The following is a 26,465-nucleotide window of genomic DNA, read 5'->3' as shown; positions in this document are numbered from 1 at the left end:
GCATTCTAACGAACCCCGGCAGAGGAGAGGGCGCGCAGCCTTGCGGCGCGCCCGGTGCCAACGTCACGCGCTCTTGCGGTTGAGCGCGCGGTAGCCGATGTCGCGGCGGTACTGCATGCCTTCGAAATTGATCTGGTTGATCGCTTCGTACGCATGCTGCTGCGCTTCGCGCACCGAATCGGCGAGGCCGACCACGCACAGCACGCGGCCGCCCGACGTCGTCAGCTTGTCGCCGTCGAGCGTCGTGCCCGCGTGGAACGTGACGGCCTGCTCGGTCTCGGCCGGGATGCCGTTGATGCGGTCGCCCTTGCGCGGCGCGTCCGGATAGCCATGCGCGGCCAGCACGACGCCGAGCGCGGTGCGGCGGTCCCAGTCGAGCTCGACCGTGTCGAGCGTGCCCGCGATCGCCTGCTCGACGACCTTCGAGAAATCGCTCTTCAGGCGCGCCATGATCGGCTGCGTCTCGGGGTCGCCCATCCGGCAGTTGAACTCGAGCGTGCGCGGGTTGCCGTCCTTGTCGATCATCAGGCCCGCGTACAGGAAGCCCGTGAAGCGGATGCCGTCCTTCTCCATGCCGCGCACGGTCGGCATGATGATCTCGCGCATCACGCGCGCGTGCATCTGCGGCGTGACGATCGGCGCGGGCGAATACGCGCCCATGCCGCCCGTGTTCGGGCCGCGGTCCTCGTCGAGCAGGCGCTTGTGGTCCTGGCTGGAAGCCAGCGCGAGCGCGTGCTTGCCGTCGACCATCACGATGAAGCTCGCCTCCTCGCCGTCGAGGAATTCCTCGATCACGACGCGCGCGCCGGCATCGCCGAGCTTGTTGCCCGACAGCATCATGTCGACGGCCGCATGCGCTTCTTCCAGCGACATCGCGACCACGACGCCCTTGCCGGCCGCGAGGCCGTCGGCCTTCACGACGATCGGCGCGCCTTTCGCGTCGATGTACGCATGCGCGGCGGCCGCGTCGGAGAAGGTTTCATAGTCGGCGGTCGGGATCCCGTGGCGCTTCATGAACGCCTTCGCGAAATCTTTCGAGCTTTCGAGCTGCGCCGCTTCGCGGGTCGGGCCGAACACCTTCAGGCCGCGCGCGCGGAACAGGTTGACGATGCCGGCCGCGAGCGGCGCTTCCGGGCCGACGAGCGTGAACGCGACGCCTTCGCTTTCCGCGAAGTCGGCGAGCGCGTCGAGCGACGTGATGTCGACATTCTTCAGGCGCTCGTCCTGCGCCGTGCCGCCATTGCCGGGCGCGACGTAGACCATCTGGACGCGCGGCGACTGCGCGAGCTTCCACGCGAGCGCATGTTCGCGACCGCCGGAACCGACGACGAGTAGTTTCATGGGATTCCCCGCAGACTAGAAAACAGGGCGGCCGGCACGCTCAGGCGCGCCGGCCGCGATATCGGTCGGGCCGCCGCCGCGAACGGAGCACGGCGGCAGGCATCTCATTCCTCGATGACGACGGCGTTCGTGTACACGTCCTGCACGTCGTCGAGGTTCTCGAGCGCGTCCAGGAGCTTCTGCATCTTCGCCGCGTCGTCGCCGGTGAATTCGACTTCGCTCTGCGGCTTCATCGTCACTTCGGCGAGCTCCGCCTTGAAGCCGCCGGCCTCGAGCGTGTCCTTCACCTTGGTGAATTCCTGCCAGTCGCACAGCACTTCGATCGAGCCGTCTTCGTTCGTGTTGACGTCGTTCGCGCCCGCCTCGAGCGCGGCTTCCATCAGCGCGTCTTCCGACGTGCCCGGCGCGAACAGGAACTGGCCGACGTGATCGAACATGAACGCGACCGAACCGTCGGTGCCCATGTTGCCGCCGAACTTCGAGAACGCGTGGCGCACTTCCGCGACCGTGCGGGTGCGGTTGTCGGTCAGCGTGTCGACGATGATCGCCGCGCCGCCGATGCCGTAGCCTTCGTAGCGGATTTCCTCGTAGTTCGCGCCGTCCGCGCCGCCGACGCCGCGATCGATCGCGCGCTTGACGTTATCCTTCGGCATGTTCGCGTCGGCCGCCTTGTCGACCGCGAGACGCAGGCGCGGGTTCGAGCCGATGTCGCCGCCGCCGAGGCGCGCCGCCACCTGGATTTCCTTGATCAGGCGCGTCCAGATCTTGCCGCGCTTCGCGTCGGCCGCAGCCTTCTTATGCTTGATGTTGGCCCATTTCGAGTGACCAGCCATACGTTTCTCCGTCGCCCGGGCGCGTGCGCGGGCGTTTAAGCCAATGTGTCGTTGAATCGGCGGCCGCTGGGGCGGGCATGAAGCCGCGGGGCCGCGCGTGTCGAGTGGATCGAGATTTTATCACGCGGCGGGCGTCCGCTCGGGCCCGTCGCGCATGGCCGAATGGCCGGGATCAGGCGCCGGAACGCCCGTACCCGGATGGCTGGCCCCCGATCGCCGGCCCCCGGAAGGCCGGCCCGTCAGTTCTTGGTGCCGAACAGGCGGTCGCCCGCGTCGCCGAGGCCCGGCACGATGTACGCGTGCTCGTTGAGATGCGAATCGAGCGACGCGACGTACAGCTTCACGTCCGGATGCGCGTCCTGGAACACCTGCACGCCTTCCGGCGCGGCGACCAGCGCGACGAACATGATGTTCGCGGCCGGCACGTTGCGGCGCTTCAGCACGTCGACCGCATGCACGGCCGAGTAGCCGGTCGCGACCATCGGGTCGCACAGGATGAAGATCCGGTCCTCGAGGTCCGGCAGGCGCACGAGGTACTCGACCGGGCGGTGGTCGTCCGCGCGGTACACGCCGATATGGCCGACGCGCGCCGATGGCACCAGGTCGAGCAGGCCGTCCGACATCCCGACGCCCGCGCGCAGCACCGGCACGATCGCGAGCTTCTTGCCGGCGATCACCGGCGCGTCGATCTCGACGAGCGGGGTTTCGACCCGCTTGGTCGTGATCGGCAGGTTGCGGGTGATCTCGTAACCCATCAGCAGCGTGATCTCGCGCAGCAGCTCGCGGAACGTGCGCGTCGACGTGTCCTTGTCGCGCATGTGGGTCAGCTTGTGCTGGATCAGCGGGTGATCGAGGATGAAAAGATTCGGGAAACGGCTGTCCTGTTTCATGACGGGGCGCCCAGGGGCAAAAGGGGATCGAAGGTGGCAGGCGGGCGGCGGGCCCGGCTGCGCGCACGGACGCAAGTTTACCAAGACGGCTCGCGCGATCCGGATATTATCGACGTCTCGTCGACAACCCGCGCGCCGCCGGGCGGCGCGACGCCACCACGGATATCGAAAAATGGATCTCGGCATCGCAGGGAAGACCGCGCTCGTGTGCGCGGCAAGCAAGGGCCTCGGGCGCGGCTGTGCGGAAGCGCTGGCCGCCGAGGGCGTGAATCTCGTGATCGCCGCGCGCACGCGCGACACGCTGGAGGCGACGGCCGACGCGATCCGCCGGGCGTCGGGCGTGTCCGTCACCGCCGTGGCCTGCGACATCACGACGCCGGACGGGCGCGCGGCCGCGCTCGCCGCGTGCCCGCAGCCGGACATTCTCGTGACGAATGCGGGCGGCCCGCCGCCGGGCGACTTCCGCGATTTCTCGCACGACGACTGGATCCGCGCGCTCGAGTCGAACATGCTGACCCCGATCGAGCTGATCCGCGCGACCGTCGACGGGATGATCGCGCGCCGCTTCGGCCGCATCGTCAACATCACGAGCTCGGCGGTGAAGGCGCCGATCGACGTGCTCGCGCTGTCGAACGGCGCGCGTTCCGGGCTGACCGGCTTCGTCGCGGGGCTCGCGCGCCGGATCGCCGCGCACAACGTGACCGTCAACAACCTGCTGCCCGGGCTGTTCGACACCGACCGCATCGCGACGACGCTTGCCGCCAGCGCGAAGGAGCAGGGCGCGACGCTCGACGAAGTGCGCGCGCGGCGCGTGAAGGCGATCCCGGCGGCGCGGCTCGGCACGCGCGAGGAGTTCGGCGCCGCCTGCGCGTTCCTGTGCAGCGTGCACGCCGGCTACATCACCGGGCAGAACTGGCTGCTCGACGGCGGCGCATACCCGGGCACGTTCTGACGGGCGCGGCGCCCGCGCAATGACCCCACGACAACAAACCGAACGACAAAGGACTGGAGATGAGCACACCCCGTATCGCACTGATTGCGCACGACGCGAAGAAGGACGAGATCGTCGCGCTGGCGGGCGAATACCGCGCGACGCTCGCGCACTGCCGGCTGGTCGCGACCGGCACGACGGGCGGCCGCATCGCCGCCGCGCATGGCCTGGAGGTCGAGCGCAAGCTGTCCGGGCCGCTCGGCGGCGACCTGCAGATCGGCGCGGAGCTGGCCGAGGGCCGGGTCGACATCGTCGTGTTCATGCGCGACCCGATGACCGCGCAGCCGCACGACCCGGACATCACCGCGCTGGTGCGCGCATGCGACGTGCACAACGTGCCGTGCGCGACCAACGTCGCGACCGCGCGGATGCTGCTCGACGACCTCGCGCGGAAGCTGGCGGACTGAGCGGCGCGCGGGCGGCCCGATTGTCCCTGCTGGCGGCAGGGCAATGCGCGGATCGCCGCGACGCGCGAGAATCGGGCGGCGCGATGCACGCGGCGCGCCCGGTTTCCCGCCGGTCCGAGGCGCCGTGCATCGTCGAATCCCGGTTTTTTCCTGACTGAACGAACACGAAACGAGGAGCGAAACGATGCCGAAAGCAATCCGATACGACCAGGCGGGCGGCCCGGAAGTCATGAAGTGGGTCGACGTCGAAGTCGCCGAGCCGCAGGCGGGCCAGGTCCGCGTCAAGCAGCATGCGGTCGGGCTCAACTACATCGACGTGTATTTCCGCACCGGGCTCTATCCGCAGCCGCTGCCCGGCGGGCTCGGGATGGAGGCGGCCGGCGAGGTGACGGCGGTGGGCGACGACGTGACCGCGTTCAAGCCGGGCGACCGCGTCGCCTACGTGTGGTCGTCGCCCGGCGCGTACGCGCAGGAGCGCGTGCTGCCCGCCGAGCGCCTCGTCAAGCTGCCGGACGGCATCGGCTACGACGAAGCGGCGTCGGTGATGCTGCAGGGCCTGACCGCGCACTACCTGCTGCGCCGCACGTACCCGGTCAAGGCCGGCGACACGATCCTGATCCATGCGGCGGCCGGCGGCGTCGGCCTGCTCGTGTGCCAGTGGGCGAAAGCGCTCGGCGCGACCGTGATCGGCACGGTCAGCTCCGACGAGAAGGCCGAGATCGCGAAGGCGCACGGCTGCGATCACCCGATCGTCTATACGCGCGAGAACTTCACGGAACGCGTGCGGGCGATCACGAACGACGCGCTGCTGCCGGTGGTCTACGACTCGATCGGCAAGGATACGTACATCGGCTCGCTCGACAGCCTCGCGCCGCTCGGGCTGTTCGTCAGCTTCGGCAATGCGTCCGGCCCGCTGCCGCCGATCGACTCGAAGGAATTCTCGTCGCGCGGCTCGCTGTTCTTCACGCGGCCGACGCTGTTCTCCTACATCGCGAAGCGTGCCGACCTCGAAGCGGCCGCCGCCGAGCTGTTCGACGTGATCCAGTCGGGCAAGGTGAAGACCAGCATCAACCAGCGCTATCCGCTCGCGGAAGTCGCGCGCGCGCACGCCGATCTCGAGGCGCGCAAGACCACCGGCTCGACGATCCTCGTGCCCTGAACGCGCTCCGCCGGCCTGCCGCCGGCGGGCGACACCGAAGGGCGGCGCGGTGCCGCCCTTTTTTCGTTTACGCGTTTTTTACACCCGCCCGCGGACCTTTGACCCGTCCTTTACGCGCGTTCCAATAAGGTTCTAGTCGTCTGATTTCGACGACGGAGAACACAACAATGGATGCGGTTTTCATCGGCGCGCTGGTGCTGTTCACGGCCCTGATCGCCGGCATGATCGCCGGTTGCGAGAAGCTGGCGCAATACGGCCGCGGGGGGCGGGCATGACCTGGATGCTGTGGTTGGCGGGTGCATCGACCGCCTTGCTGTTCGCGTATCTCGTCTATGCGCTGCTGCGCGCGGAGGACATCGAATGAACGCGAACAACCTGTTTCAGACGGCGCTGTTCATCGTCGTCCTGCTGGCGGCGGCCGTGCCGGTCGCGCGCTACCTCGCGGCGGTGATGGACGGCAGCGCGCGCGTCGTGCGCGTGTTCGGGCCGCTCGAGCGCGCGCTTTACCGCGTCGCCGGCGTCGACGCCGGGCGCGAGATGAGCTGGAAGCAATACGCGGTCGCGACGATCGCGTTCAACGCGCTCGGCGCGCTGTTCCTCTACGGCCTGCTGCGCCTGCAGGGTTTCCTGCCCGGCAACCCGCAGCAGTTCGGCGCGATGACCGTCGACGGCGCGTTCAACACGGCTGTCAGCTTCGTCACCAACACGAACTGGCAGGACTACACGCCCGAGCAGACGGTCAGCTACCTGACGCAGATGCTCGGCCTGACCGTGCAGAACTTCCTGTCGGCGGCGACCGGCATCGTCGTCGTGATCGCGCTGATCCGCGGCTTCGCGCGGCACACCGCGCAGACCATCGGCAACTTCTGGGTCGACCTCACGCGCGTCACGCTGTACGTGCTCGTGCCGATGGCGGCGCTCGTCGCCGCGCTGCTGATGAGCCAGGGCGTGATCCAGAACATGCGGGCGTACCAGGACGTGCCGGTGCTGCAGGCGAGCACCTACGCCGCGCCGAAGCTCGACGCGCAGGGCAGCCCCGTGAAGGACGACAAGGGCAACCCGGTGACGGTGCCCACGCCGCTCACGAAGCAGACGCTCGCGATGGGCCCGGTCGCGTCGCAGGAAGCGATCAAGATGCTCGGCACCAACGGCGGCGGCTTCTTCAACGCGAACTCCGCGCACCCGTACGAGAACCCGACGCCGTTCGCGAACTTCGTGCAGATCTTCGCGATCCTGATCATCCCGGCCGCGCTGTGCCTCGTGTTCGGCCGCATGATCGGCGACCGCCGGCAGGGCATCGCGGTGCTCGCGGCGATGACGGTCGCGTTCACGCTCGCGACCGGCGTCGAGGTGAGCGCCGAGCAGGCCGGCAACCCGACGCTCGCCGCGCTGCACGTCGACCAGTCGGCGAACGCGCTGCAGTCGGGCGGCAACATGGAAGGCAAGGAAACCCGCTTCGGCATCGCGCAGACGGGCATCTTCACGGTCGCGACCACGGCGGCGTCGTGCGGCGCGGTCGACACGATGCACGATTCGCTGACGCCGCTCGGCGGCCTCGTGCCGATGCTGCTGATGCAGCTCGGCGAGGTGATCTACGGCGGGGTCGGCTCGGGCCTCTACGGGATGCTCGTGTTCGCGCTGCTCGCGGTGTTCGTCGCCGGCCTGATGATCGGCCGCACGCCCGAGTACGTCGGCAAGAAGATCGAGGCGTACGAGATGAAGATGGTGTCGATCGTCGTGCTGCTCACGCCGCTGCTGGTGCTGGTCGGCGCGTCGATCGCGGTGCTCGCGGAGGCGGGCAGGGCCGGCATCCTGAACCCGGGCCCGCACGGCTTCTCGGAAATCCTGTACGCGTTCAGCTCCGCCGCGAACAACAACGGCAGCGCGTTCGCCGGGCTGACGGTCGGCACGCCGTTCTACAACTGGATGACGGCGATCGCGATGTGGTTCGGCCGCTTCGGCACGATCGTGCCGGTGCTCGCGATCGCGGGTTCGCTCGCCGCGAAGAAGCGCATCGCCGCGACGAGCGGCACGCTGCCGACGCACGGGCCGCTGTTCGTCGTGCTGCTGCTCGGCACGGTGCTGCTGGTGGGCGCGCTGACCTACGTGCCCGCGCTCGCGCTCGGGCCCGGCGTCGAGCATCTGATGATGTGGTTGGGCGCCTGAGCGGCGCGCCGGCAAACAAAAGGCATTGAAGAGATCGCCATGACTCAACATTCCGCAACACGCTCCATGTTCGACCCGGCGCTCCTGCGCCCGGCGATCGTGGATGCGTTCAAGAAACTCACGCCGCGCACGCAGTTCCGCAACCCGGTGATGTTCTGCGTGTACGTCGGCAGCATCCTGACCACGATCCTGTGGATCGCCGCGCTCTCCGGCCAGGCCGAGGCGCCCGCGGGCTTCATCCTCGCGGTCGCGCTGTGGCTGTGGTTCACGGTGCTGTTCGCGAACTTCGCGGAGGCGCTCGCCGAGGGCCGCTCGAAGGCGCAGGCCGCGTCGCTGCGCAGCGCGAAGAAGGACGTGATGGCCAAGAAGCTGAACGAGCCGCATCCGAAATCGCCGATCCGCATTACCACCGCGACCGATCTTCGCCGCGGCGACGTCGTGCTGGTCGAGGCCGGCGACGTGATCCCGGCCGACGGCGAGGTGGTGGACGGCGTCGCGTCGGTCGACGAATCGGCGATCACCGGCGAATCCGCGCCGGTGATCCGCGAGTCGGGCGGCGACTTCTCGTCGGTGACGGGCGGCACGCGCGTGCTGTCCGACTGGATCGTCGTGAAGGTCACCGCGAACCCCGGCGAGGCGTTCCTCGACCGGATGATCGCGATGGTCGAAGGCGCGAAGCGCAAGAAGACGCCGAACGAGATCGCGCTGACGATCCTGCTCGTCGCGCTGACCATCGTGATGCTGCTCGCGACCGCGACGCTGCTGCCGTTCTCGCAGTTCTCGGTGGAGGCGATGAAGGCGGGCCACGTGGTGACGATCACCGCGCTCGTCGCGCTGCTCGTGTGCCTGATCCCGACGACGATCGGCGGGCTGCTGTCCGCGATCGGCGTGGCGGGGATGAGCCGGATGATGCAGGCGAACGTGATCGCGACCTCGGGCCGCGCGGTGGAAGCGGCCGGCGACGTCGACGTGCTGCTGCTCGACAAGACCGGCACGATCACGCTCGGCAACCGCCAGGCGTCGACGTTCGTGCCCGCGCCGGGCGTGACGGAGGAGGCGCTCGCCGATGCGGCGCAGCTGTCGTCGCTGGCCGACGAGACGCCGGAAGGCCGCAGCATCGTGGTGCTCGCGAAGGAACGCTTCAACATCCGCCAGCGCGACATGGGGCACCTGCATGCGACGTTCCTGAGCTTCTCCGCGCAGACGCGGATGAGCGGCGTCGACCTGCCGGGCCGCGAGATCCGCAAGGGCGCGGCCGACGCGATCAAGCACTATGTCGAGGCTCACGGCGGCCGCTTCCCGGACGAAATGCGCCGCGCGGTCGACGACGTCGCGCGCCGCGGCAGCACGCCGCTCGCGGTGGCCGAACGGCGCGACGGCGTCGCGCGCGCGCTCGGCGTGATCGAGCTGAAGGACATCGTGAAGGGCGGCATCAAGGAGCGCTTCGCGGAACTGCGCAAGATGGGCATCAAGACCGTGATGGTGACGGGCGACAACCGGCTGACCGCCGCGGCGATCGCGGCGGAAGCCGGGGTCGACGATTTCCTCGCGGAAGCGACGCCGGAGGCCAAGCTCGCGACGATCCGCGAGCACCAGGCGGCCGGCCGGCTCGTCGCGATGACGGGCGACGGCACCAACGACGCGCCGGCGCTCGCGCAGGCGGACGTCGCGGTCGCGATGAACAGCGGCACGCAGGCGGCGAAGGAAGCCGGCAACATGGTCGACCTCGATTCGAACCCGACCAAGCTGATCGAGATCGTCGAGATCGGCAAGCAGATGCTGATGACGCGCGGCTCGCTGACGACCTTCTCGATCGCGAACGACATCGCGAAGTATTTCGCGATCATTCCGGCCGCGTTCGTGACGACCTATCCGCAGCTGAAGGTGCTCGACATCATGCACCTGAGCTCGCCGGCGTCGGCGATCCTGTCGGCGGTGATCTTCAACGCATTGATCATCGTCGCGCTGATCCCGCTCGCGCTGAAGGGCGTCACGTACCGGCCGCTCGGCGCCGCGTCGCTGCTGCGCCGCAACCTGCTGGTGTACGGCCTCGGCGGCGTGCTGCTGCCGTTCCCGTTCATCAAGCTGATCGACATGACGCTCGCCGCGCTCGGCTGGGCCTGAGGTCTCGAAGGAACCATCATGAAAACGTTGATTCGTCCGCTCGTCGTGCTCTTCGTCGTGCTGACCGCCGTCACCGGGCTCGCGTATCCGGCCGTGATGACCGTGTTCGGCCAGGTCGTATTCCCGTCGCAGGCGAACGGCAGCCTGATCGAAAAGGACGGCAAGGTCGTCGGCTCCGCGCTGATCGGCCAGCCGTTCGATGCGCCGAAGTATTTCTGGGGCCGGCTGTCGGCCACGTCGCCGATGCCGTACAACGCGAGCGGCTCCGGCGGCTCGAACCTCGGCCCGCTGAACCCGTCGCTCGCCGACCAGGTGAAGGCGCGCATCGCCGCGCTGCGCGACGCGGGCACCGACCTGTCGAAGCCGGTGCCGGTCGATCTCGTGACCGCGTCCGCGAGCGGACTCGATCCGGAGATCACGCCGGCCGCGGCGGCCTACCAGGTCGAGCGGGTCGCGAAGGCGCGCAAGCTGTCGCCCGACGCGGTCGCGCAGCTGGTTGCCGCGAACACGAGCGCTCGCCAGTTCGGCGTGCTCGGCGAGCCGCGCGTGAACGTGCTGAAGCTCAATCTCGCGCTCGATGCGGCGCAGGCGGCGCACTGACGCACCGCGTGCGGATGCCGTTCCCGCGTACGGCGCGGCGCGGCGCGCTTCGCGCCGTACGCGCGTTTGCCCGACGGCGCTTGCGCCGTCTTTGCCTTTTGTGGCGATTTGGATCAACAATGCTCGTACACGCGCCGTACCACGCGTTTTGCCTTCCTTTTGACGCATGAACCGTCCCGATCCCGACCAACTCCTCGACAAGCTGCAGCGTGACGAAGAAAAGCAGCGGCGCGGCCAGCTCAAGATCTTCTTCGGCGCCTCCGCCGGCGTCGGCAAGACCTACGCGATGCTGCAGGCCGCGCGCCAGCGCAGGCAGGACGGCGTCGACGTCGTCGTCGGCATCGTCGAGACCCACGGCCGCGGCGAGACCGCCGCGCTGCTCGACGGCCTCGAGGTGCTGCCGCTCGCGCGGATCGACTACCGCGGCCGCACGCTCGCCGAGTTCGATCTCGACGCCGCGCTCGCGCGCGCGCCGGGGCTGATCCTCGTCGACGAGCTCGCGCACTCGAACGTGCAGGGCGCGCGCCACCTGAAGCGCTGGCAGGACGTCTACGAACTGCTCGATGCGGGCATCGACGTCTATACGACCGTCAACGTGCAGCACCTCGACAGCCTGAACGACGTGGTCGGCGCGATCACCGGCATCCGCGTGTGGGAGACGGTGCCCGACCGCGTGTTCGACGCGGCCGACGAGGTGACGCTCGTCGACCTGCCGGCCGAGGAACTGCTCGAGCGGATGCGCGACGGCAAGGTCTACCTCGCGCAGCAGGCCGAGCGCGCGGTGCGCAACTTCTTCCGCAAGGGCAACCTGATCGCGCTGCGCGAGCTGGCGCTGCGGCGCACCGCCGACCGCGTCGACGCGCAGATGCGCGAATACCGCGCCGACCGCTCGATCCAGCGCATCTGGCAGGCGCGCGAGCGGCTGCTGGTATGCGTCGGGCCGGGGCCGGAGGCGCCCACGCTGGTGCGCGCGGCCGCGCGGCTCGCCGCGAGCCTGAAGGCCGACTGGATCGCCGTGTACGTCGAGACGCCGCGGCTGCAGCGCCTGCCCGACGCGCAGCGCGTGCGCACGCTCGACGCGCTGAAGCTCGCCGCCGAGCTCGGCGCCGAGACGGCCACGCTCGCCGGCAGCGATGCGGTGGCCGCGCTGATCGGCTATGCGAAGGTGCGCAACGTGTCGAAGGTCGTCGCGGGCGGTTCGCAGAAGGCCGGGCTCGCGCGCTGGTTCGCGCGGCCGTTCGGCGAGAAGCTGGCCGAACGCGCGGGCGACGTCGACCTGATGCTGATTCGCGCGTCCGCGAGCGACGAGGTGCGCGCCGCGCCGCTCGACGCGCGTGCGCGCGACTGGCGCGACGCGTTCGCGCATCTCGGCGGCCACCGGTCGCCGCCGCGGCATTACCTGTATGCGGCCGCGATCTGCGCGGCGATCACGGTGATCGCGAGCGCGGTGCACGACCGGCTCGACCTGACCAACCTGGTGATGCTGTACCTGCTCGGCGTCGTGTTCTCGGCGGTGCGCCTCGGGCGCGGGCCGGGCGTCGTGCAGTCGTTCCTGTCGGTGGCCGCGTTCGACTTCTTCTTCGTGCCGCCGCGCATGTCGTTCTCGGTCAGCGATACGCAGTACCTGCTGACGTTCTTCGGGATGCTGCTGACGTCGCTCGTGATCAGCCACCTGACGTCGAGCCTGACCCGCGCGGCGGACGTCGCGCAGCGGCGCGAGCGCCGCACGGGCGCGATCTACGCGATGGCGCGCGAGCTCGGCGCGGCGCTGACCACCGAGCAGATCGTCGAGATCGGCAGCCGGCACGTGAGCGAGGTGTTCCGCGCGCGCGTCGCGATCCTGCTGCCGGACAGCGCGGACAAGGTGCAGCAGAAGATCGAGGAGCCCGACGCGGCCGTCACGCTGACGGGCACCGATCTCGACAGCGACGTCGGCCAGTGGGTGTACGACCAGCAGAAGCCGGCCGGCCACGGCACCGACACGCTGCCGGCGACGGCCGCGCTGTACCTGCCGCTGAAGGCGCCGATGCGCACGCGCGGCGTGCTGGCGGTCGCGTCGCGGGAGCCGCGCGAGCTCGAAGTGCCCGAGCAGCAGCGGATGCTCGACGCGTTCGCCGCGCAGATCGCGCTGGCGCTCGAGCGCGTGCATTACGTCGAGATCGCGCGCGACGCGCTGGTCAGCATGGAGTCGGAGCGGCTGCGCAACTCGCTGCTGTCGGCGATCTCGCACGACCTGCGCACGCCGCTCACGACGATCGTCGGCTTCTCGTCGATGCTCGCGAACGCGCGCGCGGCCGCGCTGCACGGCGACGCGGCGGCCCCGCGGCACGGGCCGCGCGAGGACGAGCTCGTCGAGGCGATCCACGACGAGGCGCTGCGGATGACGGGCATCGTCACCAACCTGCTCGACATGGCGCGGCTGCAGGCCGGCAGCCTGCAGCTGAAGCGCCAGTGGTCGCTGCTCGAGGAAACCGTCGGCGCGGCGCTCGCCGCGTGCAAGCGCGTGCTCGCGCGCCATCCGGCGCGCGTCGCGCTGCCGCTCGACCTGCCGCTGCTGCAGATGGACGCGGTGCTGATGGAGCGCCTGTTCACCAACCTGTTCGAGAACGCCGCGAAATACACGCCGCCCGATACGCCGATCGAGATCGGCGCGGAACGCGTGACCGAGGACGGGCAACCGTTCGTGCGCGTGCACGTCGACGATCACGGCCCCGGCCTGCCGCCCGGCATGCAGACCCGCATCTTCGACAAGTTCACGCGCGGCGAGAAGGAATCGGCGACGCCCGGCATCGGCCTCGGGCTCGCGATCTGCCGCGCGATCGTCGAGGCGCACGGCGGTAGAATCGGCGCGCTCAACCGCACCGCGCCCGACGGCCGCGTGACGGGCGCGCGTTTCTGGTTCACGCTGCCGGTCGAGACGCCGCCCGCGGCGCCCGCCGCATCCGACGACGAAGCCGAGGCGCTGCACGCGCCGTCATCATCCGAGCCACCGCAAGACCATGAGTGAACCGAGCCTGACCGTCGTCCTGATCGAGGACGAAAAACAGATCCGCCGTTTCGTGCGCGCCGCGCTCGAGGACGAGGACATCGCCGTGTTCGAGGCCGAGACCGGCAAGCAGGGGCTGATCGACGCGGCGACCCGCAAGCCCGATCTCGTGATCGTCGATCTCGGCCTGCCGGACACCGACGGCCTCGACGTGATCCGCGAGCTGCGCGGCTGGTCCGAGGTGCCCGTGATCGTGCTGTCCGCGCGCACGCAGGAGGACGAGAAGGTCGCCGCGCTCGATGCCGGCGCGGACGACTACCTGACCAAGCCGTTCGGCGTGTCCGAGCTGCGCGCGCGGATCCGCGCGCAACTGCGACGGCGCAACCTGGGCGGCGCGAGCGAGTCGCCGAAGGTGAGCTTCGGCACCGTGACCGTCGATCTCGCGATGCGCCAGGTGTGGCGCGACGGCGAGATCGTGCACCTGACGCCGCTCGAATACCGGCTGCTCGCGACGCTCGTGCGCCACGCGGGCCGCGTGCTGACGCACCGCCAGCTGCTGCGCGACGTGTGGGGGCCGTCGCACGTCGAGAGCCATCACTACCTGCGCATCTACATGGCGCACCTGCGCCAGAAGCTCGAGCGCGATCCGGCGCAGCCCGAGTACATCGTCACCGAGACGGGCGTCGGCTACCGGCTGGTCGGCGCGGCCTGAGCGCCGCGCCGGGCGGGGGAGCGCGAACCGTCCCCCGATCGTCGACACCTGTCGCGAATTCCCCGCTATGCTGGCCGTTCCGCGAACCGAACGAGGAGGATGCGATGCTTGTCCGTCTGGCTCTCTCCGGTGTACTGGCGCTCGCCGCGTCCGGCGTGTGCGCCCAACCGCTGCCGCCCGGGCAGCAGCCGTCGCCGAAGACGGCGATGGCCAACCCCGCGTCGGTGAACTGCGCGAAGCTCGGCGGACGCCACGTGCTGCGCAACACGCCGGGCGGCGACGTCGGCATGTGCGTGTTCAAGGACGGCCGCGTGTGCGAGGAATGGGCGCTGTACCGCGACGATCGCTGCGTCGGCACGGCCGCGCCCAAACGCGTGTCGAAGTGAGCGCGCGGCGGGCCCGCGGCCCCTTGCTATACTCGCCCGGCCCGGGGACGGCCCCGGGTCATTCGATTCAACGGGGACGGCCCCATCTGATCCATGGAGTCGTTCGGGATGGCGTGGGTATGGTTGCTGATTGCCGGTTTGCTGGAAGTGGCCTGGGCGGCCGGCCTCAAATCGTCGGACGGGTTCACCCGGCTCTGGCCGTCGGTGTTCACGATCGTGACGGCGCTGGCCAGCTTCGGGCTGCTGGCGATCGCGATGCGCCAGCTGCCGCTCGGCACCGCGTACGCGGTCTGGACCGGCATCGGCGCGGTGGGCGCGTTCGTGTTCGGCATCGTGATGATGGGCGAGGCGCTGACCGTCGCCCGCATCGCCAGCGCGTCGCTGATCGTCGCGGGGCTGGTCGGGCTCAAGCTGTCGTCGGCCGCCTGAGGGTTCTCCGCATCGGGGTTCTCCGCAGACGGATTTGCGCCGGACGCGCGGCGAGCCTGTCTATAATGGAACGCATTCGAGCCTGAATGCCGTCGCGCCGCGCGCGACACGGCATGCGCCGCCGGCCGCCACGCGCCGCGCGGCAGGCCATCCTGATCGATCGGCAAGCGCACGGAAAGTGCAAGGAGAGGGCCATGATCGAAGCCATTTCGCTCGGCGCGGGGCTGGCGTGGGCGAGCGGCCTGCGACTGTACCTGACGGTGCTGATCGCCGGCGTGCTGGCGCGCGCCGGCTGGCTCCATCTGCCCGACACGCTCGCCATCCTCACGTCGCCGTGGGTGATCGGCGCCGCGGCCGTGCTGGCGATCGCCGAGTTCCTTGCCGACAAGATTCCCGCCTTCGATTCGCTGTGGGATGCCGTGCAGACCTTCATCCGCATTCCCGCCGGCGCCGTGCTCGCCGCCGGCGCGCTCGGCCATGCCGATCCGACCGTGCTCGCGGTCGCCGGCCTCGCGGGCGGCTCGCTCGCGGGCGCCGCGCACGTGACGAAGGCCGGCACGCGCGCGCTCATCAACCTGTCTCCCGAGCCGATCTCGAACTGGATCGCATCGTCGACCGAGGACGGCCTCGTGTTCGGCGGGCTCGCGCTCGCGTTCTTCGTGCCGGTGCTGTTCCTGCTGCTGCTGGCGGCCTTCATCGCATGCTCGGCGTGGGCGCTGCCGCGCTTGTGGCGCGGCGTGTCGGGCGGCTTCCGCGGGATGGCGAACCACATGGTGTCGCGGCTCAACTCGGCCGGGAAGCGGGATTGACGGCGCCGACCGTGGCGCGGCCCGGCGCCGGCGGCCCGGCGCACGCCGGGCGCTTCGGCTGGCGTGACCTCGTCCGGCAGGCCGTGCGCATGACCGGGCGCGACTGGCGCGCGGGCGAGCTGACGCTGCTCGTGCTCGCGCTGGTGCTGGCCGTCGCGGCGCTGACGAGCGTCGGCTTTCTCGCCGACCGGCTGCGCCAGGGGCTCGAGCGCGACGCGCGCCAGATGCTCGGCGCCGATTTCGTCGTGCGCGGCGATCGCCCCGTCGATGCGTCCTTCGACCGCGAGGCCCGCGCGCTCGGGCTGCGCACCGCGACCACGGCCATCTTTCCCAGCATGATCGGCTCGACCGCCGGCGAGGCGACCGGCGATGCGCCGCCCGCGCGGCTCGCGGCCGTGAAGGCCGTGTCGCCGGGCTATCCGCTGCGCGGCGCGGTCGAGATCGCGCCGGCGGGCGGGGCGCACGCCGTCAAGGCGACGGCGATTCCGGCGCCCGGCACGGTCTGGGCCGATCCGGCGCTGCTCGATGCATTGCACCTGAAGGCCGGTGACACCGTGCGCGTCGGGCTGCGCACGTTCACGGTCGCGGCGTCGATCGTGCGCGAGCTCGATCGCGGCTTCTCGTTCGTCAATTTCTCGCCGCGGCTGATGATGCGCGCCGACGAGCTGGCGGCGACCGGGCTGACCGGCTACGGCAGCCGCGTCACGTACCGGCTGCTGGTGGCCGGCAGCGAGCCGGCGGTCGCGCGGTTCGAGGCGTATGCGCACGCGCGCGTCGACGGCGGCAAGCTGCGCGGCGTCGGCCTCGAATCGCTGCAGGAGGGCCAGCCGCAGGTGCGGCAGACGCTCGACCGCGCGCGTCATTTCCTCACGCTGGTCGCGCTGCTGACTGCGCTGCTCGCGGCGGTCGCGATCGCGATGGCCGCGCAGCGCTACATGCGGCGCCATCTCGACGGCTGCGCGACGATGCGCTGCCTCGGTGTCAGCCGCCGCACGCTCGGCGCGCTGTTCGCGCTCGAATTCATCGGGATCGGCATGGCGGGCGGCGTGGCGGGCGCGGCGCTCGGCTACGCCGGCCACTGGGTGCTGCTCGCGGCGCTCGGCAGCCTGATCGAGGTCGCGCTGCCGCCGCCGACGCTGTGGCCGGCCGCCATCGGCGTCGGCGCGGCGCTGGTGCTGCTGCTCGGCTTCGCGCTGCCGCCGCTCGCGCCGCTCACGCGCGTGCCGCCGGTGCGCGTGCTGCGGCGCGAGTGGGGCGACGCGGCGCGCATCGCGTGGGCCGCGTACGCGGGCGGCATCGTGCTGTTCGCGGGGCTGCTGGTCGCGGCCGCGGGCAACCTGAGACTCGGGCTGATCGTTGCGGGCGGCTTCGCGGGCGCGCTGCTCGGTTTCGCGCTGATCGCCCGGCTCGCGCTGTTCGCGGCGGCGCGCGCGGTGCGCAACGGGCGGGTCGCGGCGGGCCTCGGCTGGCGCTACGCGCTCGCGTCGCTGCACCGGCGCGGCACCGCGAGCGCGCTGCAGATCACCGCGCTCGCGCTCGGCCTGATGTGCCTGCTGCTGATCGCGATCACCCGCAACGATCTCGTTGCCGGCTGGCGGCAGTCGACGCCGCCCGACGCGCCGAACCAGTTCCTGATCGACATCCAGCCGGACCAGCGCGCGGACGTCGCCGCGTATCTCGCCGCGCACGGCGTGCGCGACGCGGTGCCCGCGCCGATGGTGCGCGGCCGCCTCGTCGCGATCAACGGCAAGCCGGTGAATCCGGACGCGTACCAGAACGACGACGCGCGACGGCTGGTCGATCGCGAGTTCAACCTGTCCTATACGACCGAGCTGCCGCCCGACAACCGGATCACGGCCGGCGACTGGTTCGGCACGGCGAGCGCGCCGCAGATCTCGATCGAATCGGGCCTGGCGCAGTTGCTGAACGTGAAGCCCGGCGACGTGCTGCGTTTCGACGTGACGGGCCTGTCGGTGGAGGCGCCGGTCACGAGCGTGCGCAAGCTCGACTGGGGCACGTTCCGCGTCAACTTCTTCGTGCTGATGCCGCCCGCGGCGCTGAAGGATTTCCCCGCGATCTACCTGACGAGCTTCCACCTGCCGGCCGAGCGCGCGGCGCTGCTCGATCCGCTGATCGCGCGCTATCCGAACCTGACCGCGATCGACGTCGCGCCGATCCTCGCGCAACTGCAGCGGATGATGGTGCAGGTGATCGGCGCGGTGCAGTTCCTGTTCGCGTTCACGCTCGCGGCCGGCGTGCTGGTGCTGTACACGGCGCTCGCCGGGTCGCGCGACGAGCGCGTGCGGGAGGCCGCGCTGCTGCGCGCGCTCGGCGCGTCGCGCGCACAGGTGGGCGCGGTGCAGCGCGCCGAATTCCTCGTGGTGGGCGTGCTGGCCGGCGGGCTCGCGGCGGCGGGCGCGATCGCGGTCGGCTGGGTGCTCGCGGCGCGCGTGTTCGATTTCAAGCTGGCGGTCGACCCGTGGCTCGTGCCGGCCGGCATCGCGGCCGGCGTCGCATGCGCGGGTGCGGCCGGCTGGCTCAGCCTGCATAATGTGCTGCGGCGCCCCGCGCTGCAGTCGCTGCGCGACGCGTGAGCGTCGCCCGGCCCTGAATATCCTGATTCCCGATTATCCGTATGACCGATGTGAATGACGACGCGCCGTCCCAGCCGACGGCGTTCGAGCTCGTGGGCGGCGAAGCCCGCGTGCGCGAGATGGTGGACCGCTTCTACGACCTGATGGACCTCGAGCCGGAATTCGCGCAGATCCGCGCGCTGCACCCGGCCTCGCTCGACGGTTCGCGCGACAAGCTGTTCTGGTTTCTGTGCGGCTGGCTCGGCGGGCCCGATCACTATATCGACCGCTTCGGCCATCCGCGCCTGCGCGCGCGGCACCTGCCGTTCCCGATCGCGTCGGTCGAGCGCGACCAGTGGCTGCGCTGCATGGCGTGGGCGATGGAGGACGTCGGCCTGCCGGAGCCGCTGCGCGAGCGGCTGATGCACTCGTTCTACGACACCGCCGACTGGATGCGCAACCGGCCCGGTTGATCGGCCGGTACGCCGCCGCCCGGATGCGCGCCGAAGTGCGTCTGGGCCGGTGCGGCGCATCGCGCGACACTGATCGATCCCCATCACGACGAGGCCTGCTCATGACAACCCATGCGCTGTTTCGGGACGACGCCTACCTGATCCGTTGTGAAGCGGTCGTCACTGCGGTCGGCGACGACGGCATCCGGCTCGACCGCACGGTGTTCTATCCGCTCGGCGGCGGCCAGGCCGGCGACTGCGGCGCGCTGACGCTGCCGGACGGCACGGCGATCGCGATCGCCGATACCCGCAAGGCGAAGTTCGACGGCGCGACGCCCGACGACGCGGCGCACCTGCCGGCGCCGGGGCAGGAGGCCGGGCTCGCGGCGCTCGCGCCCGGCGCGCGCGTGCTTGCCGAGATCGACTGGACGCGCCGCTACCGGCACATGCGCCTGCATACGGCGGCGCACCTGATGTGCGCGGTGCTGCCGTATCCGGTCGACGGCTGCAGCGTGACGGCCGATTACGTGCGGCTGGATTTCGCGACGGCCGAGCCGATCGACCGCGACGACGTCGAGCGGCGGCTCGCGGCGCTGATCGCCGGCGCGCACCCCGTCACGACCGAATGGATCACCGACGACGAGATGGCCGAGCGGCCCGAGCTCGTGCGCACGATGAGCGTGAAGCCGCCGATGGGCCTCGGCCGCGTGCGGCTGCTGCGGATCGACGGCGTCGACCTGCAGCCGTGCGGCGGCACGCACGTGCGCAACACGTCGGAAATCGGCGGCCTGCGGGTCGCGAAACTTGAGAAGAAAAGCGCGCGCACGCGGCGCGTCGTCCTGGAGCTTGCATGACGGTGAATCCCCCCGACAACGATCGTACGGCGCTCGATCCGCGCGCCCGCGACGTGCTGGAATTCTGGTTCGGTGCGCCCGGCTCGGCCGAGTTCGGCCACGCGCGCAAGATGTGGTTCAACGGCGGCGCGGCGCTCGATGCGCAGCTGCGCGAGCGCTACAGCGCGCTGCTCGATGCGGCGTGCGACGGCGGCTGCGACCACTGGGCGAGCTCCGCGCAGGGCGCGCTCGCGCTGATCGTCGTGCTCGACCAGTTCTCGCGCAACATCCATCGCGGCACGCCGCGCGCGTTCGCCGCCGATCCGAAGGCGCTCGCGGTCGCCCGTGACCTCGTCGCGTCGGGCGGGGATGCGCTGCTGCCGAGCGGCCATCACCGCGTCTTTGCATATTTGCCGTTCGAGCACGACGAGTCGCCGGACAGCCAGCGCGAGGCCGTGCGTCTTTGCGAAGGCATCCGGGCGGAGGCGGGGTGCGCCGGGTATCACGATTTCGCGCTGCGGCACGCGGCCGTGATCGAGCGCTTCGGCCGGTTCCCGCACCGGAACGCGATTCTCGGGCGCGTGTCGACCGACGACGAGGCCGCGTTCCTGCGCGAGCCGGGTTCGTCGTTCTGAGCGTCGGGAAGCGTGTGTCGGCCGTTCCGGCCGGCGCAAGGCAGGGGCGGGCGGGGCGCGCGCGTCGGCCGACGGCGCGCCATGCCGCTGTCGGTTACTGCAAGTGCTGCTCGGGCGTACGCACGTAGACGCGCAGCATCTCGCCGTCGTCGCCCGGGCGGGCGCCCGACCAGAACAGCTTCCATTCGGCGCCCGGCGACTGCTCGACGGAGCGCACGCCCTGGACGATCATCCACGTGCAGCGCGTCTGCTGCGGCTCTTCGACGGGTTCATGCAGGATGCGCGAGAAGTAGTACAGCATCGGCGCTTCCGATTCGCCGAAGCCGGGCAGGCTCGCCATGCAGTCGCCCGCGTTCCACTCCGCCGCGAGATGCGCGTTCAGGTCCTCGTACACCGAGCGGTAGCTCTTCGCGACGTCGAGCCACGGCAGCAGCAGCGTGTAGACGAGGCCCCACGCGACGATCGCGCCCGCGGCCCACGACAGCGCGCCGCGCCAGCGGCCCGTCGTGCGCAGCGTCGGCAGCAGCCACAGCCAGCCGATCGTCAGCGCGAGCGCGCCGAGCACGAGGCCCGGCTCGAGCGGCATCGTCCAGTCGAGCGGCAGCCAGCGGCCGAGCGGCGCGAGGCGCGCGCGCGACGCGGCCGGATCGGCCATCACCGACCAGATCGCCCACGCGAGCACCGCGACGCTGCCGAACAGCGCGCGGGCCAGGTAATCCCAGCCGACGTGCAGCGCGCGCGGCAGGCGGCAGATCGCCTGCGCGGCGACCAGCGCGAGCGGCGCGATGAACGGCAGGATGTAGAGCTGGCGCGACGTCGCGGATACCTGCAGCACCGTCAGCCCGACCGTGGCGAACACGACCGGCAGCGCGACGCGCGGCGTGCGCCAGTCGCGCCATGCGCCGCGCGCGAGCGCGACGATCGCGAGCGGCACGACCGGGAATCCGACCGTCAGGAACGCGCGCAGGATGAACAGCGGCTTGTCGTTTTCGGCGCCGAGCTGCGGCACCGAGAAGCCGAAGAAGCGGCCGACGTTGTTGTCCCAGAACCACGCGAGGAACAGCGTCTCCGAGCGCAGGAACAGCGCGGTCGGCCAGATGATCGCGAACGGCGCGAACACGAGCGCGGCGATGCCGAGCGAGCGCGCGAACGCACGGGTGCGGCACGCGGGGTAGAGCACCAGCACGGCGACGAGCGTGGCCGCGAACACGAGCGGCACGAACAGACCCTTCGTCATCAGCGCGATGCCGACGCCGGCGCCGAACATCGGCGCGGCGAGGCGGTGCTGCGGCTGGTCCGGCAGGCCGAGCTGCGCACGCCGAGCGCGCTCGAGGTGCTGGATGACGAGTTCGAGCAGGCCGCAGAACGCGATCGCCGCGCCGGCGAACAGCGCGACGTCGGTCATCATGTCGTGCACGTGCTTGACCACCACGAGGGTGCTCGCGCACAGCGCGACGGGCCCGATGACGCGCGCATCGAACCAGCTGGCCGCGCCGCTCGCGACGCGTGCCGCGCGCGCGGTGAACGCGAAACCGAGCGCCGCGAACAGCGCGCTCGCGAGCCGGGCCGCGTCGTGCAGCGGCATCACCCGCTGCAGCAGCCACGCGAGGCTCGTCGCGACCCACGCATAGAGCGGCGGCTTTTCCATGAACGGCGCGCCGGCGTTGGTCGGTACGACCCAGTCGCCGGTTTCGAGCATGTGCTGGATGATGCCGAACGTATAGGTTTCGTCCTGTTTCCACGGATCGTGGCCGAGCACGCCGGGCAGCAGGTACGCGCAGAACACGGCGGCGACCAGCAGCCACGCGCGCCAGCCGGTCCGGGCAACCCTGCCCCGTGCGGGCGCGCGGGTGCCGGCGCCGGTCGCGGCGGGTGCGCCGCTGGCCTGAAGGGCGGGGGAGCGCTCGGTGTCGCCGGACGGATGGACGTGCTGGGCCGGGGCGGACGCGGACGTGCGTCGCCGGCGGGGCGCTGCGGTTCCCTGCATGGAAAAGATCTCTGTTCGGGCCGGCCGGGCGACATGGGCCCGGCCGATAGGCGCCGCACGCGGGCGGCAACGGACAGCCGGCGGCGCCGACTGTCTGCACGGCCGCTAGTAGATCACGAATTTGTTACGGTCGTTTACGAAAAATGTGGACGCAGTGTGGAGATTTGTGGCGCGTTTGGGTGGTGTCGCGAAAATGCAACAGCCGCGCGCCGCGCGGGCGGGTTACCGGCCGCCGCCGACGTCGAGCAGGGCGCCCGTCGTGTACGACGCGGCATCGCCGAGCAGCCAGACGATCGCCTCGGCGACTTCCTGCGCGTCGCCCGCCCGGCCGATCGGGGTCTGCGCGCCGAGCCGGGCGGCCCGTCCCGGCTGGCCGCCGCTTGCGTGGATGTCGGTCTCGATCAGGCCCGGCCGCACGGCGTTCACCCGCACGCCGTGCGGGCCCAGTTCCTTCGCGAGGCCGATCGTCAGCGAATCGACCGCGCCCTTCGAGCCCGCATAGTCGACGTATTCGTTCGGCGAGCCGAGCCGCGACGCGATCGACGACACGTTGACGATCGCGCCGCCGCGGCCGCCGCGATCGGTCGACAGCCGGCGCGCGGCCTCGCGCGCGCACAGGTACGCGCCGAGCACGTTGATGTCGAACACCCGCCGCAGCCGGTCGACCGGCATGTCGGCGAGCGGTAGGGATGGCGCGACGATACCCGCGTTGTTGACGAGCGCGTCGAGCCGGCCGAACGCGGCGGCGACCGTGTCGAACATCGCGACGACGTCCGCTTCGCTCGACACGTCGCCCGCCACGACGCACGCGCGGCCGCCGGCATCGCGCACGGCGGCGGCGGTCACCTCGGCCGCGGCCGCGTCGCGCGCGTAGTTGATGCCGACATCCCAGCCGCGTGCGGCCGCGAGCACGGCGCTCGCGCGGCCGATGCCGCGGCTCGCGCCGGTGATGAGGACGACTTTGCGTTCGGACGGTGCGGTCATCGTGCGGGGTTTCCGGTCGTTCCGCGGGCCGTGCCGCGGGTCATTCCGTTTCGTCGGGTGCCCACTTGTCGCGCGCGGGCGGCTGGTAGCGGCGCAGCCGCTCGATCAGCGCGGCCGGGTCGGCATCGATGCACAGCGCGTCGAAGTACGCGGGGCGCATGAAGCCCTCGTCGACCGTATGCTGGAGCAGCGTGATCAGCGGATCGTAGAACGAATCGATGTTGTAGAGCGCGACGGGCTTGCGGTGGTAGCCGAGCTGCGCCCACGTGTAGACCTCGAAGAATTCCTCGAGCGTGCCGGCGCCGCCGGGCATCGCGACGAACGCGTCGGCGAGGTCGGCCATCATCTTCTTGCGGTGGTGCATGTCGGGCACGACATGCAGCTCCGACAGGCCCGTGTGGCCGACTTCCTTGTCGACGAGCAGCTCGGGAATCACGCCGACCGCGCGGCCGCCGGCCGCCATCACTTCATCGGCGATCGTGCCCATCAGCCCGACGCGGCCGCCGCCGTAGACGAGCGTGAGGCCCGCCTCGACGAGCGCGCGGCCAAAGGCGCGCGCGGCGTCGGCATACACCGGCCGTACGCCGGGCGACGACCCGCAATAAACGCAGACTGCCTTCATTGCTTCGCGTCCTTTGCGGCGGCCAGCGCAGCGGCGGCACGCGTCGATCCGTCGCGCGGCGGCAGGTAGTCGGCGAATTCGCGCTTGGGCAGCTTGCCGGACACGAGATCGTCGAACAGTTGCCGCGAGCGGCCGCGCAGGTACGGCGCCATCACGGAGATCACGTGCATGCTGACCTGGTGCAGCTCCTCGCGGATCGCGTCCTGGTCGTTGTACTTGCGCGGGTGCATCACGTACTGGTACGACAGCCAGTAGGTCGAGATCACGGCCATGTTGGTGGCGATGACCGCGATCTCGGCGGGCGTCGCGACCATCTCGGCATCGGATACGAGCAGTTCGCACATCTCGCGCGCGAAGCGCACCTTGTGGCTGATGATCTGCTTGAAGTGCGTCTCGAGCGTACGGTTGCGCGCGAGCAGGTCGTTCAGGTCGCGATAGAGGAAGCGGTACGTCCACATGAAGTCGGCCATGTACTGCAGGTACGACCATGTTTCGTCGATCGTCGGACGGTGATCTTCGGGAAAGCGCAGGCGCTTTTCGATCGCCTGCTCGAACTGCGCGAAGATGCTGTTGATGATGTCGTCTTTATTGCGGAAATGGTAGTACAGGTTGCCTGGGCTGATTTCCATTTCCTCGGCGATCGTCGTGGTGGTGACGTTCGGTTCGCCGATCTCGTTGAAGAGTTTCAACGACAGCTCGAGAATCCGTTCTCGGGTGCGGCGGGGAGGTTTCGCTTCCATGTCGTCCGGCCCTGTGTGTGCCGGACTGGCAGGCGCTGCAATCGATGCTGCGTGATTCGTCCGGCGCGGGTTGCTGTTATAAGTCTGGCGGACGATTATAAACCGCGGTGACGCCGGCCCGGTGCATTTCGTGATCCGGAGGGTCTGCCCCGCGATGTTGCGCCGCGGCACGCGGCATCGCGACGCGCCGTGTGGCTAGAAGCCGAGCCAGCCCGCGACGACCGGGCCGAGCACGAAGCCCCAGGTCGTCACGCACGCGAACAGCGCGACCGTGACGGCCGCGCTGCCGAGATCCTTCGCGCGTTTCGACAGCTCGTGGCGCTCGAGCGAGATGCGGTCGATCGCGGCCTCGAGGCTCGAGTTCAGCAGCTCGACGATCAGCACCAGCAGCACCGACGCGATCAGCAGCGCGCGCGATGCGGCCGGCACCGGCGCAAACGCGCCGATCGGCAGCAACAGCGCGGCGAGCGTCAGTTCCTGGCGGAACGCGCTCTCCTCGCGGATCGCGACCCGGAAGCCGTTCAGCGAATGCTTGAGCGCGTACCACGCGCGCGTGAGGCCGCGGTTGCCCTTGTACGGGTTCGGCGGCAGCGGCGCGAGCGGATCGTCGGTGCCGAGCGGTTCGTGCGCCTGCGCATCGGCGGGCGTGTCGGCGCCCGCCGGCTCGTCCTCGTCGAACGGCCGGTGCCGATGGGCTCGGGCGGAGGGTGGGGGAGCGTGGTCGTGCGGGTCTCTTTTCAAACGGCGGCACCTTCGGCGGTCGTGTAGGCGTCCCTCGGTAGCGGCTGCAGATGCGACGCGAACTGCTCGGACGCGGCGCGCCACGAGAAGCGCTCCGCCCATTCGCGGGCGGTCGCGCGCTCGATCTTCAGCGCTTCGAGGCAGGCTTCCTGAAGGTCCTCGTGCATCGCGCCTGCGCTGCCGTCGCCGAGCACGTCGATCGGGCCGGTGACCGGATACGCGGCGACCGGCGTGCCGCACGCGAGCGCCTCGAGCAGCACGAGCCCGAAGGTGTCGGTGCGGCTCGGGAACACGAACACGTCGGCGGCCGCGTACACCTTCGCGAGCTCGGCCTGCGACAGCACGCCGAGATAATTCGCTTCCGGGTAGCGCGACTTCAGCTCCGCGAGTGCCGGGCCTTCGCCCGCGACCCACTTCGAGCCGGGCAGGTCGAGCCGCAGGAACGCCTCGACGTTCTTCTCGATCGCGACCCGCCCGACGTACAGGAAGATCGGCCGGACGGTGTTGAGGACCTTGGATTCCATGGGCCGGAAGATATCGAGATCCACGCCGCGTGTCCACAGCACGACGTTCGTGAAGCCGAATTTCTCGAGGTCGTCCCGCACGACCGGCGTGGGCGCCATCACCGCGCGCGACGGGCCGTGGAACCAGCGCAGGAAGCGATAGGTCGCGGTGAGCGGAATGCCGAAGCGCGCCTGCACGTATTCGGGGAAGCGCGTGTGATACGCGGTCGTGAACGGCAGCTTGCGCGCGCGCGCATAGCGGCGCGCGGCGAGGCCGAGCGGGCCTTCGGTCGCGATGTGCAGCGCGTCGGGCGCGAACGCGTCGATCCTTGCGCGCAGCTTGCGGTACGGCAGGATCGACAGGCGGATTTCCGGGTAGGTCGGGCAGGGCACCGTGCGGAACTCGAGCGGCGTCAGCAGCTCGACGCGGTGGCCGAGCGCGGTGAGTTCGCGGGACGTGCTCTTCAGCGTGCGCACGACGCCGTTGACCTGCGGTTCCCACGCGTCGGTGACGATCATGATCTTCATCGCGGCATGTGTCCTGTAAGAGAGTGCCAAGCAG

Annotated in this window: 25 protein-coding genes; 16 read left to right on the top strand and 9 right to left on the bottom strand. The window is 70.4% G+C overall.

Going from position 1 to position 26,465, the window contains the following annotated elements; genetic code table 11:
• Window positions 1-63: 63 nt before the first annotated feature.
• The 3 genes from purD to upp form a co-directional block, all read right to left on the bottom strand.
• Window positions 64-1,341 (bottom strand): phosphoribosylamine--glycine ligase, encoded by a 1,278-nt coding sequence (purD, locus tag HWY45_RS04150; RefSeq protein WP_059883917.1) that lies wholly within the window; start codon window positions 1,339-1,341, stop codon window positions 64-66.
• Window positions 1,342-1,445: 104 nt separating this feature from the next.
• Complete coding sequence (locus tag HWY45_RS04145) at window positions 1,446-2,174, bottom strand: YebC/PmpR family DNA-binding transcriptional regulator (RefSeq protein WP_059883916.1); 729 nt, start codon at window positions 2,172-2,174, stop codon at window positions 1,446-1,448.
• A 239-nt stretch (window positions 2,175-2,413) separates the two neighbouring features.
• Window positions 2,414-3,064: a uracil phosphoribosyltransferase gene (upp, locus tag HWY45_RS04140; protein WP_010091140.1), complete on the bottom strand. Its 651-nt coding sequence runs from the start codon at window positions 3,062-3,064 to the stop codon at window positions 2,414-2,416.
• A 172-nt stretch (window positions 3,065-3,236) separates the two neighbouring features.
• Here upp and HWY45_RS04135 point away from each other — a divergent pair, with 172 nt between their 5' ends.
• The 16 genes from HWY45_RS04135 (at window position 3,237) to HWY45_RS04060 (ending at window position 20,326) form a co-directional block, all read left to right on the top strand.
• Window positions 3,237-4,016 (top strand): SDR family oxidoreductase, encoded by a 780-nt coding sequence (locus HWY45_RS04135; RefSeq protein ID WP_059883915.1) that lies wholly within the window; start codon window positions 3,237-3,239, stop codon window positions 4,014-4,016.
• A gap of 59 nt (window positions 4,017-4,075) precedes the next feature.
• Window positions 4,076-4,462, top strand: coding sequence for a methylglyoxal synthase (locus HWY45_RS04130; RefSeq protein ID WP_059883914.1), 387 nt, complete (start codon window positions 4,076-4,078; stop codon window positions 4,460-4,462).
• Window positions 4,463-4,646: 184 nt separating this feature from the next.
• Window positions 4,647-5,621, top strand: a complete 975-nt coding sequence (locus HWY45_RS04125; protein ID WP_059566289.1) for a quinone oxidoreductase family protein — start codon at window positions 4,647-4,649, stop codon at window positions 5,619-5,621.
• A 271-nt stretch (window positions 5,622-5,892) separates the two neighbouring features.
• The gene (gene kdpF, locus HWY45_RS04120; RefSeq protein WP_017331558.1) at window positions 5,893-5,985 is read left to right on the top strand and encodes a K(+)-transporting ATPase subunit F; all 93 of its coding nucleotides are present in this window, start codon (window positions 5,893-5,895) and stop codon (window positions 5,983-5,985) included.
• The gene (kdpA, locus tag HWY45_RS04115) at window positions 5,982-7,787 is read left to right on the top strand and encodes a potassium-transporting ATPase subunit KdpA (RefSeq protein WP_059801964.1); all 1,806 of its coding nucleotides are present in this window, start codon (window positions 5,982-5,984) and stop codon (window positions 7,785-7,787) included. The genes kdpF and kdpA overlap by 4 nt, the downstream gene beginning before the upstream one ends.
• A gap of 39 nt (window positions 7,788-7,826) precedes the next feature.
• Window positions 7,827-9,911: a potassium-transporting ATPase subunit KdpB gene (gene kdpB / locus HWY45_RS04110; RefSeq protein WP_059883913.1), complete on the top strand. Its 2,085-nt coding sequence runs from the start codon at window positions 7,827-7,829 to the stop codon at window positions 9,909-9,911.
• 18 nt (window positions 9,912-9,929) lie between these two features.
• A complete protein-coding gene (gene kdpC, locus HWY45_RS04105; RefSeq protein ID WP_059883912.1) occupies window positions 9,930-10,511 on the top strand; it encodes a potassium-transporting ATPase subunit KdpC in 582 nt (193 codons plus the stop codon).
• A 166-nt stretch (window positions 10,512-10,677) separates the two neighbouring features.
• A complete protein-coding gene (locus tag HWY45_RS04100; RefSeq protein WP_059883911.1) occupies window positions 10,678-13,518 on the top strand; it encodes a DUF4118 domain-containing protein in 2,841 nt (946 codons plus the stop codon).
• Window positions 13,511-14,209: a two-component system response regulator KdpE gene (kdpE, locus tag HWY45_RS04095; RefSeq protein WP_059566283.1), complete on the top strand. Its 699-nt coding sequence runs from the start codon at window positions 13,511-13,513 to the stop codon at window positions 14,207-14,209. Before HWY45_RS04100 ends, kdpE begins: the two co-directional genes overlap by 8 nt.
• Window positions 14,210-14,313: 104 nt before the next feature.
• Complete coding sequence (locus HWY45_RS04090) at window positions 14,314-14,595, top strand: putative hemolysin (protein ID WP_059566282.1); 282 nt, start codon at window positions 14,314-14,316, stop codon at window positions 14,593-14,595.
• Window positions 14,596-14,703: 108 nt separating this feature from the next.
• Window positions 14,704-15,024 carry a quaternary ammonium compound efflux SMR transporter SugE gene (gene sugE / locus HWY45_RS04085; RefSeq protein ID WP_059884020.1) on the top strand — a complete coding sequence of 107 codons (321 nt, stop codon included), beginning with the start codon at window positions 14,704-14,706 and terminating at the stop codon, window positions 15,022-15,024.
• Window positions 15,025-15,218: 194 nt separating this feature from the next.
• A complete protein-coding gene (locus HWY45_RS04080) occupies window positions 15,219-15,833 on the top strand; it encodes a DUF4126 domain-containing protein (RefSeq protein WP_059802021.1) in 615 nt (204 codons plus the stop codon).
• Window positions 15,830-18,427, top strand: coding sequence for an ABC transporter permease (locus tag HWY45_RS04075; protein ID WP_059883910.1), 2,598 nt, complete (start codon window positions 15,830-15,832; stop codon window positions 18,425-18,427). The genes HWY45_RS04080 and HWY45_RS04075 overlap by 4 nt, the downstream gene beginning before the upstream one ends.
• 41 nt (window positions 18,428-18,468) lie before the next feature.
• Window positions 18,469-18,879, top strand: coding sequence for a group II truncated hemoglobin (locus tag HWY45_RS04070; protein ID WP_017331548.1), 411 nt, complete (start codon window positions 18,469-18,471; stop codon window positions 18,877-18,879).
• Window positions 18,880-18,980: 101 nt separating this feature from the next.
• A complete protein-coding gene (locus tag HWY45_RS04065) occupies window positions 18,981-19,712 on the top strand; it encodes an alanyl-tRNA editing protein (RefSeq protein WP_059883909.1) in 732 nt (243 codons plus the stop codon).
• Window positions 19,709-20,326, top strand: coding sequence for a DUF924 family protein (locus HWY45_RS04060; RefSeq protein ID WP_059801975.1), 618 nt, complete (start codon window positions 19,709-19,711; stop codon window positions 20,324-20,326). The genes HWY45_RS04065 and HWY45_RS04060 overlap by 4 nt, the downstream gene beginning before the upstream one ends.
• Window positions 20,327-20,420: 94 nt before the next feature.
• On the opposite strand, the gene HWY45_RS04055 is transcribed toward HWY45_RS04060, so the two are convergent.
• The 6 genes from HWY45_RS04055 to HWY45_RS04030 all read right to left on the bottom strand — a co-directional run bounded on the left by HWY45_RS04055 (window position 20,421) and on the right by HWY45_RS04030 (window position 26,431).
• Window positions 20,421-22,313 carry an ArnT family glycosyltransferase gene (locus HWY45_RS04055; RefSeq protein ID WP_059883908.1) on the bottom strand — a complete coding sequence of 631 codons (1,893 nt, stop codon included), beginning with the start codon at window positions 22,311-22,313 and terminating at the stop codon, window positions 20,421-20,423.
• A 222-nt stretch (window positions 22,314-22,535) separates the two neighbouring features.
• A complete protein-coding gene (locus HWY45_RS04050; protein WP_059801980.1) occupies window positions 22,536-23,297 on the bottom strand; it encodes an SDR family oxidoreductase in 762 nt (253 codons plus the stop codon).
• Window positions 23,298-23,337: 40 nt separating this feature from the next.
• The gene (locus HWY45_RS04045; protein ID WP_059801982.1) at window positions 23,338-23,919 is read right to left on the bottom strand and encodes an LOG family protein; all 582 of its coding nucleotides are present in this window, start codon (window positions 23,917-23,919) and stop codon (window positions 23,338-23,340) included.
• Window positions 23,916-24,659, bottom strand: coding sequence for a TetR/AcrR family transcriptional regulator (locus HWY45_RS04040; RefSeq protein WP_059801984.1), 744 nt, complete (start codon window positions 24,657-24,659; stop codon window positions 23,916-23,918). Before HWY45_RS04040 ends, HWY45_RS04045 begins: the two co-directional genes overlap by 4 nt.
• 195 nt (window positions 24,660-24,854) lie before the next feature.
• Window positions 24,855-25,400: a diacylglycerol kinase gene (locus tag HWY45_RS04035; protein WP_059566274.1), complete on the bottom strand. Its 546-nt coding sequence runs from the start codon at window positions 25,398-25,400 to the stop codon at window positions 24,855-24,857.
• On the bottom strand, window positions 25,397-26,431 hold the full coding sequence (locus HWY45_RS04030; protein WP_059566273.1) for a glycosyltransferase family 4 protein: 1,035 nt from the start codon (window positions 26,429-26,431) through the stop codon (window positions 25,397-25,399). Before HWY45_RS04030 ends, HWY45_RS04035 begins: the two co-directional genes overlap by 4 nt.
• Between the last annotated feature and the right edge of the window lie 34 nt (window positions 26,432-26,465).

Source organism: Burkholderia stagnalis (genome assembly GCF_902830275.1).
GTDB classification, from domain to species: Bacteria; Pseudomonadota; Gammaproteobacteria; order Burkholderiales; family Burkholderiaceae; genus Burkholderia; species Burkholderia stagnalis.
Note: the sequence above shows the minus strand (reverse complement) of the source record. Positions and strands in the feature narration are given on the sequence as shown.

Excerpts from the sequence above, each read along its gene's own strand:
- purD (WP_059883917.1), bottom strand. The coding sequence starts at position 1,341 with ATGAAACTACTCGTCGTCGGTTCCGGCGGTCGCGAACATGCGCTCGCG.
- HWY45_RS04070 (WP_017331548.1), top strand. The coding sequence starts at position 18,469 with ATGACCGATGTGAATGACGACGCGCCGTCCCAGCCGACGGCGTTCGAG.
- HWY45_RS04080 (WP_059802021.1), top strand. The coding sequence starts at position 15,219 with ATGATCGAAGCCATTTCGCTCGGCGCGGGGCTGGCGTGGGCGAGCGGC.
- HWY45_RS04125 (WP_059566289.1), top strand. The coding sequence starts at position 4,647 with ATGCCGAAAGCAATCCGATACGACCAGGCGGGCGGCCCGGAAGTCATG.
- kdpC (WP_059883912.1), top strand. The coding sequence starts at position 9,930 with ATGAAAACGTTGATTCGTCCGCTCGTCGTGCTCTTCGTCGTGCTGACC.
- kdpA (WP_059801964.1), top strand. The coding sequence starts at position 5,982 with ATGAACGCGAACAACCTGTTTCAGACGGCGCTGTTCATCGTCGTCCTG.
- HWY45_RS04030 (WP_059566273.1), bottom strand. The coding sequence starts at position 26,431 with ATGAAGATCATGATCGTCACCGACGCGTGGGAACCGCAGGTCAACGGC.
- HWY45_RS04065 (WP_059883909.1), top strand. The coding sequence starts at position 18,981 with ATGACAACCCATGCGCTGTTTCGGGACGACGCCTACCTGATCCGTTGT.
- HWY45_RS04060 (WP_059801975.1), top strand. The coding sequence starts at position 19,709 with ATGACGGTGAATCCCCCCGACAACGATCGTACGGCGCTCGATCCGCGC.
- kdpB (WP_059883913.1), top strand. The coding sequence starts at position 7,827 with ATGACTCAACATTCCGCAACACGCTCCATGTTCGACCCGGCGCTCCTG.
- HWY45_RS04050 (WP_059801980.1), bottom strand. The coding sequence starts at position 23,297 with ATGACCGCACCGTCCGAACGCAAAGTCGTCCTCATCACCGGCGCGAGC.
- kdpE (WP_059566283.1), top strand. The coding sequence starts at position 13,511 with ATGAGTGAACCGAGCCTGACCGTCGTCCTGATCGAGGACGAAAAACAG.
- upp (WP_010091140.1), bottom strand. The coding sequence starts at position 3,064 with ATGAAACAGGACAGCCGTTTCCCGAATCTTTTCATCCTCGATCACCCG.
- HWY45_RS04135 (WP_059883915.1), top strand. The coding sequence starts at position 3,237 with ATGGATCTCGGCATCGCAGGGAAGACCGCGCTCGTGTGCGCGGCAAGC.
- HWY45_RS04045 (WP_059801982.1), bottom strand. The coding sequence starts at position 23,919 with ATGAAGGCAGTCTGCGTTTATTGCGGGTCGTCGCCCGGCGTACGGCCG.
- kdpF (WP_017331558.1), top strand. The coding sequence starts at position 5,893 with ATGACCTGGATGCTGTGGTTGGCGGGTGCATCGACCGCCTTGCTGTTC.
- HWY45_RS04145 (WP_059883916.1), bottom strand. The coding sequence starts at position 2,174 with ATGGCTGGTCACTCGAAATGGGCCAACATCAAGCATAAGAAGGCTGCG.
- HWY45_RS04130 (WP_059883914.1), top strand. The coding sequence starts at position 4,076 with ATGAGCACACCCCGTATCGCACTGATTGCGCACGACGCGAAGAAGGAC.
- HWY45_RS04040 (WP_059801984.1), bottom strand. The coding sequence starts at position 24,659 with ATGGAAGCGAAACCTCCCCGCCGCACCCGAGAACGGATTCTCGAGCTG.
- HWY45_RS04090 (WP_059566282.1), top strand. The coding sequence starts at position 14,314 with ATGCTTGTCCGTCTGGCTCTCTCCGGTGTACTGGCGCTCGCCGCGTCC.
- sugE (WP_059884020.1), top strand. The coding sequence starts at position 14,704 with ATGGCGTGGGTATGGTTGCTGATTGCCGGTTTGCTGGAAGTGGCCTGG.
- HWY45_RS04055 (WP_059883908.1), bottom strand. The coding sequence starts at position 22,313 with ATGCAGGGAACCGCAGCGCCCCGCCGGCGACGCACGTCCGCGTCCGCC.
- HWY45_RS04100 (WP_059883911.1), top strand. The coding sequence starts at position 10,678 with ATGAACCGTCCCGATCCCGACCAACTCCTCGACAAGCTGCAGCGTGAC.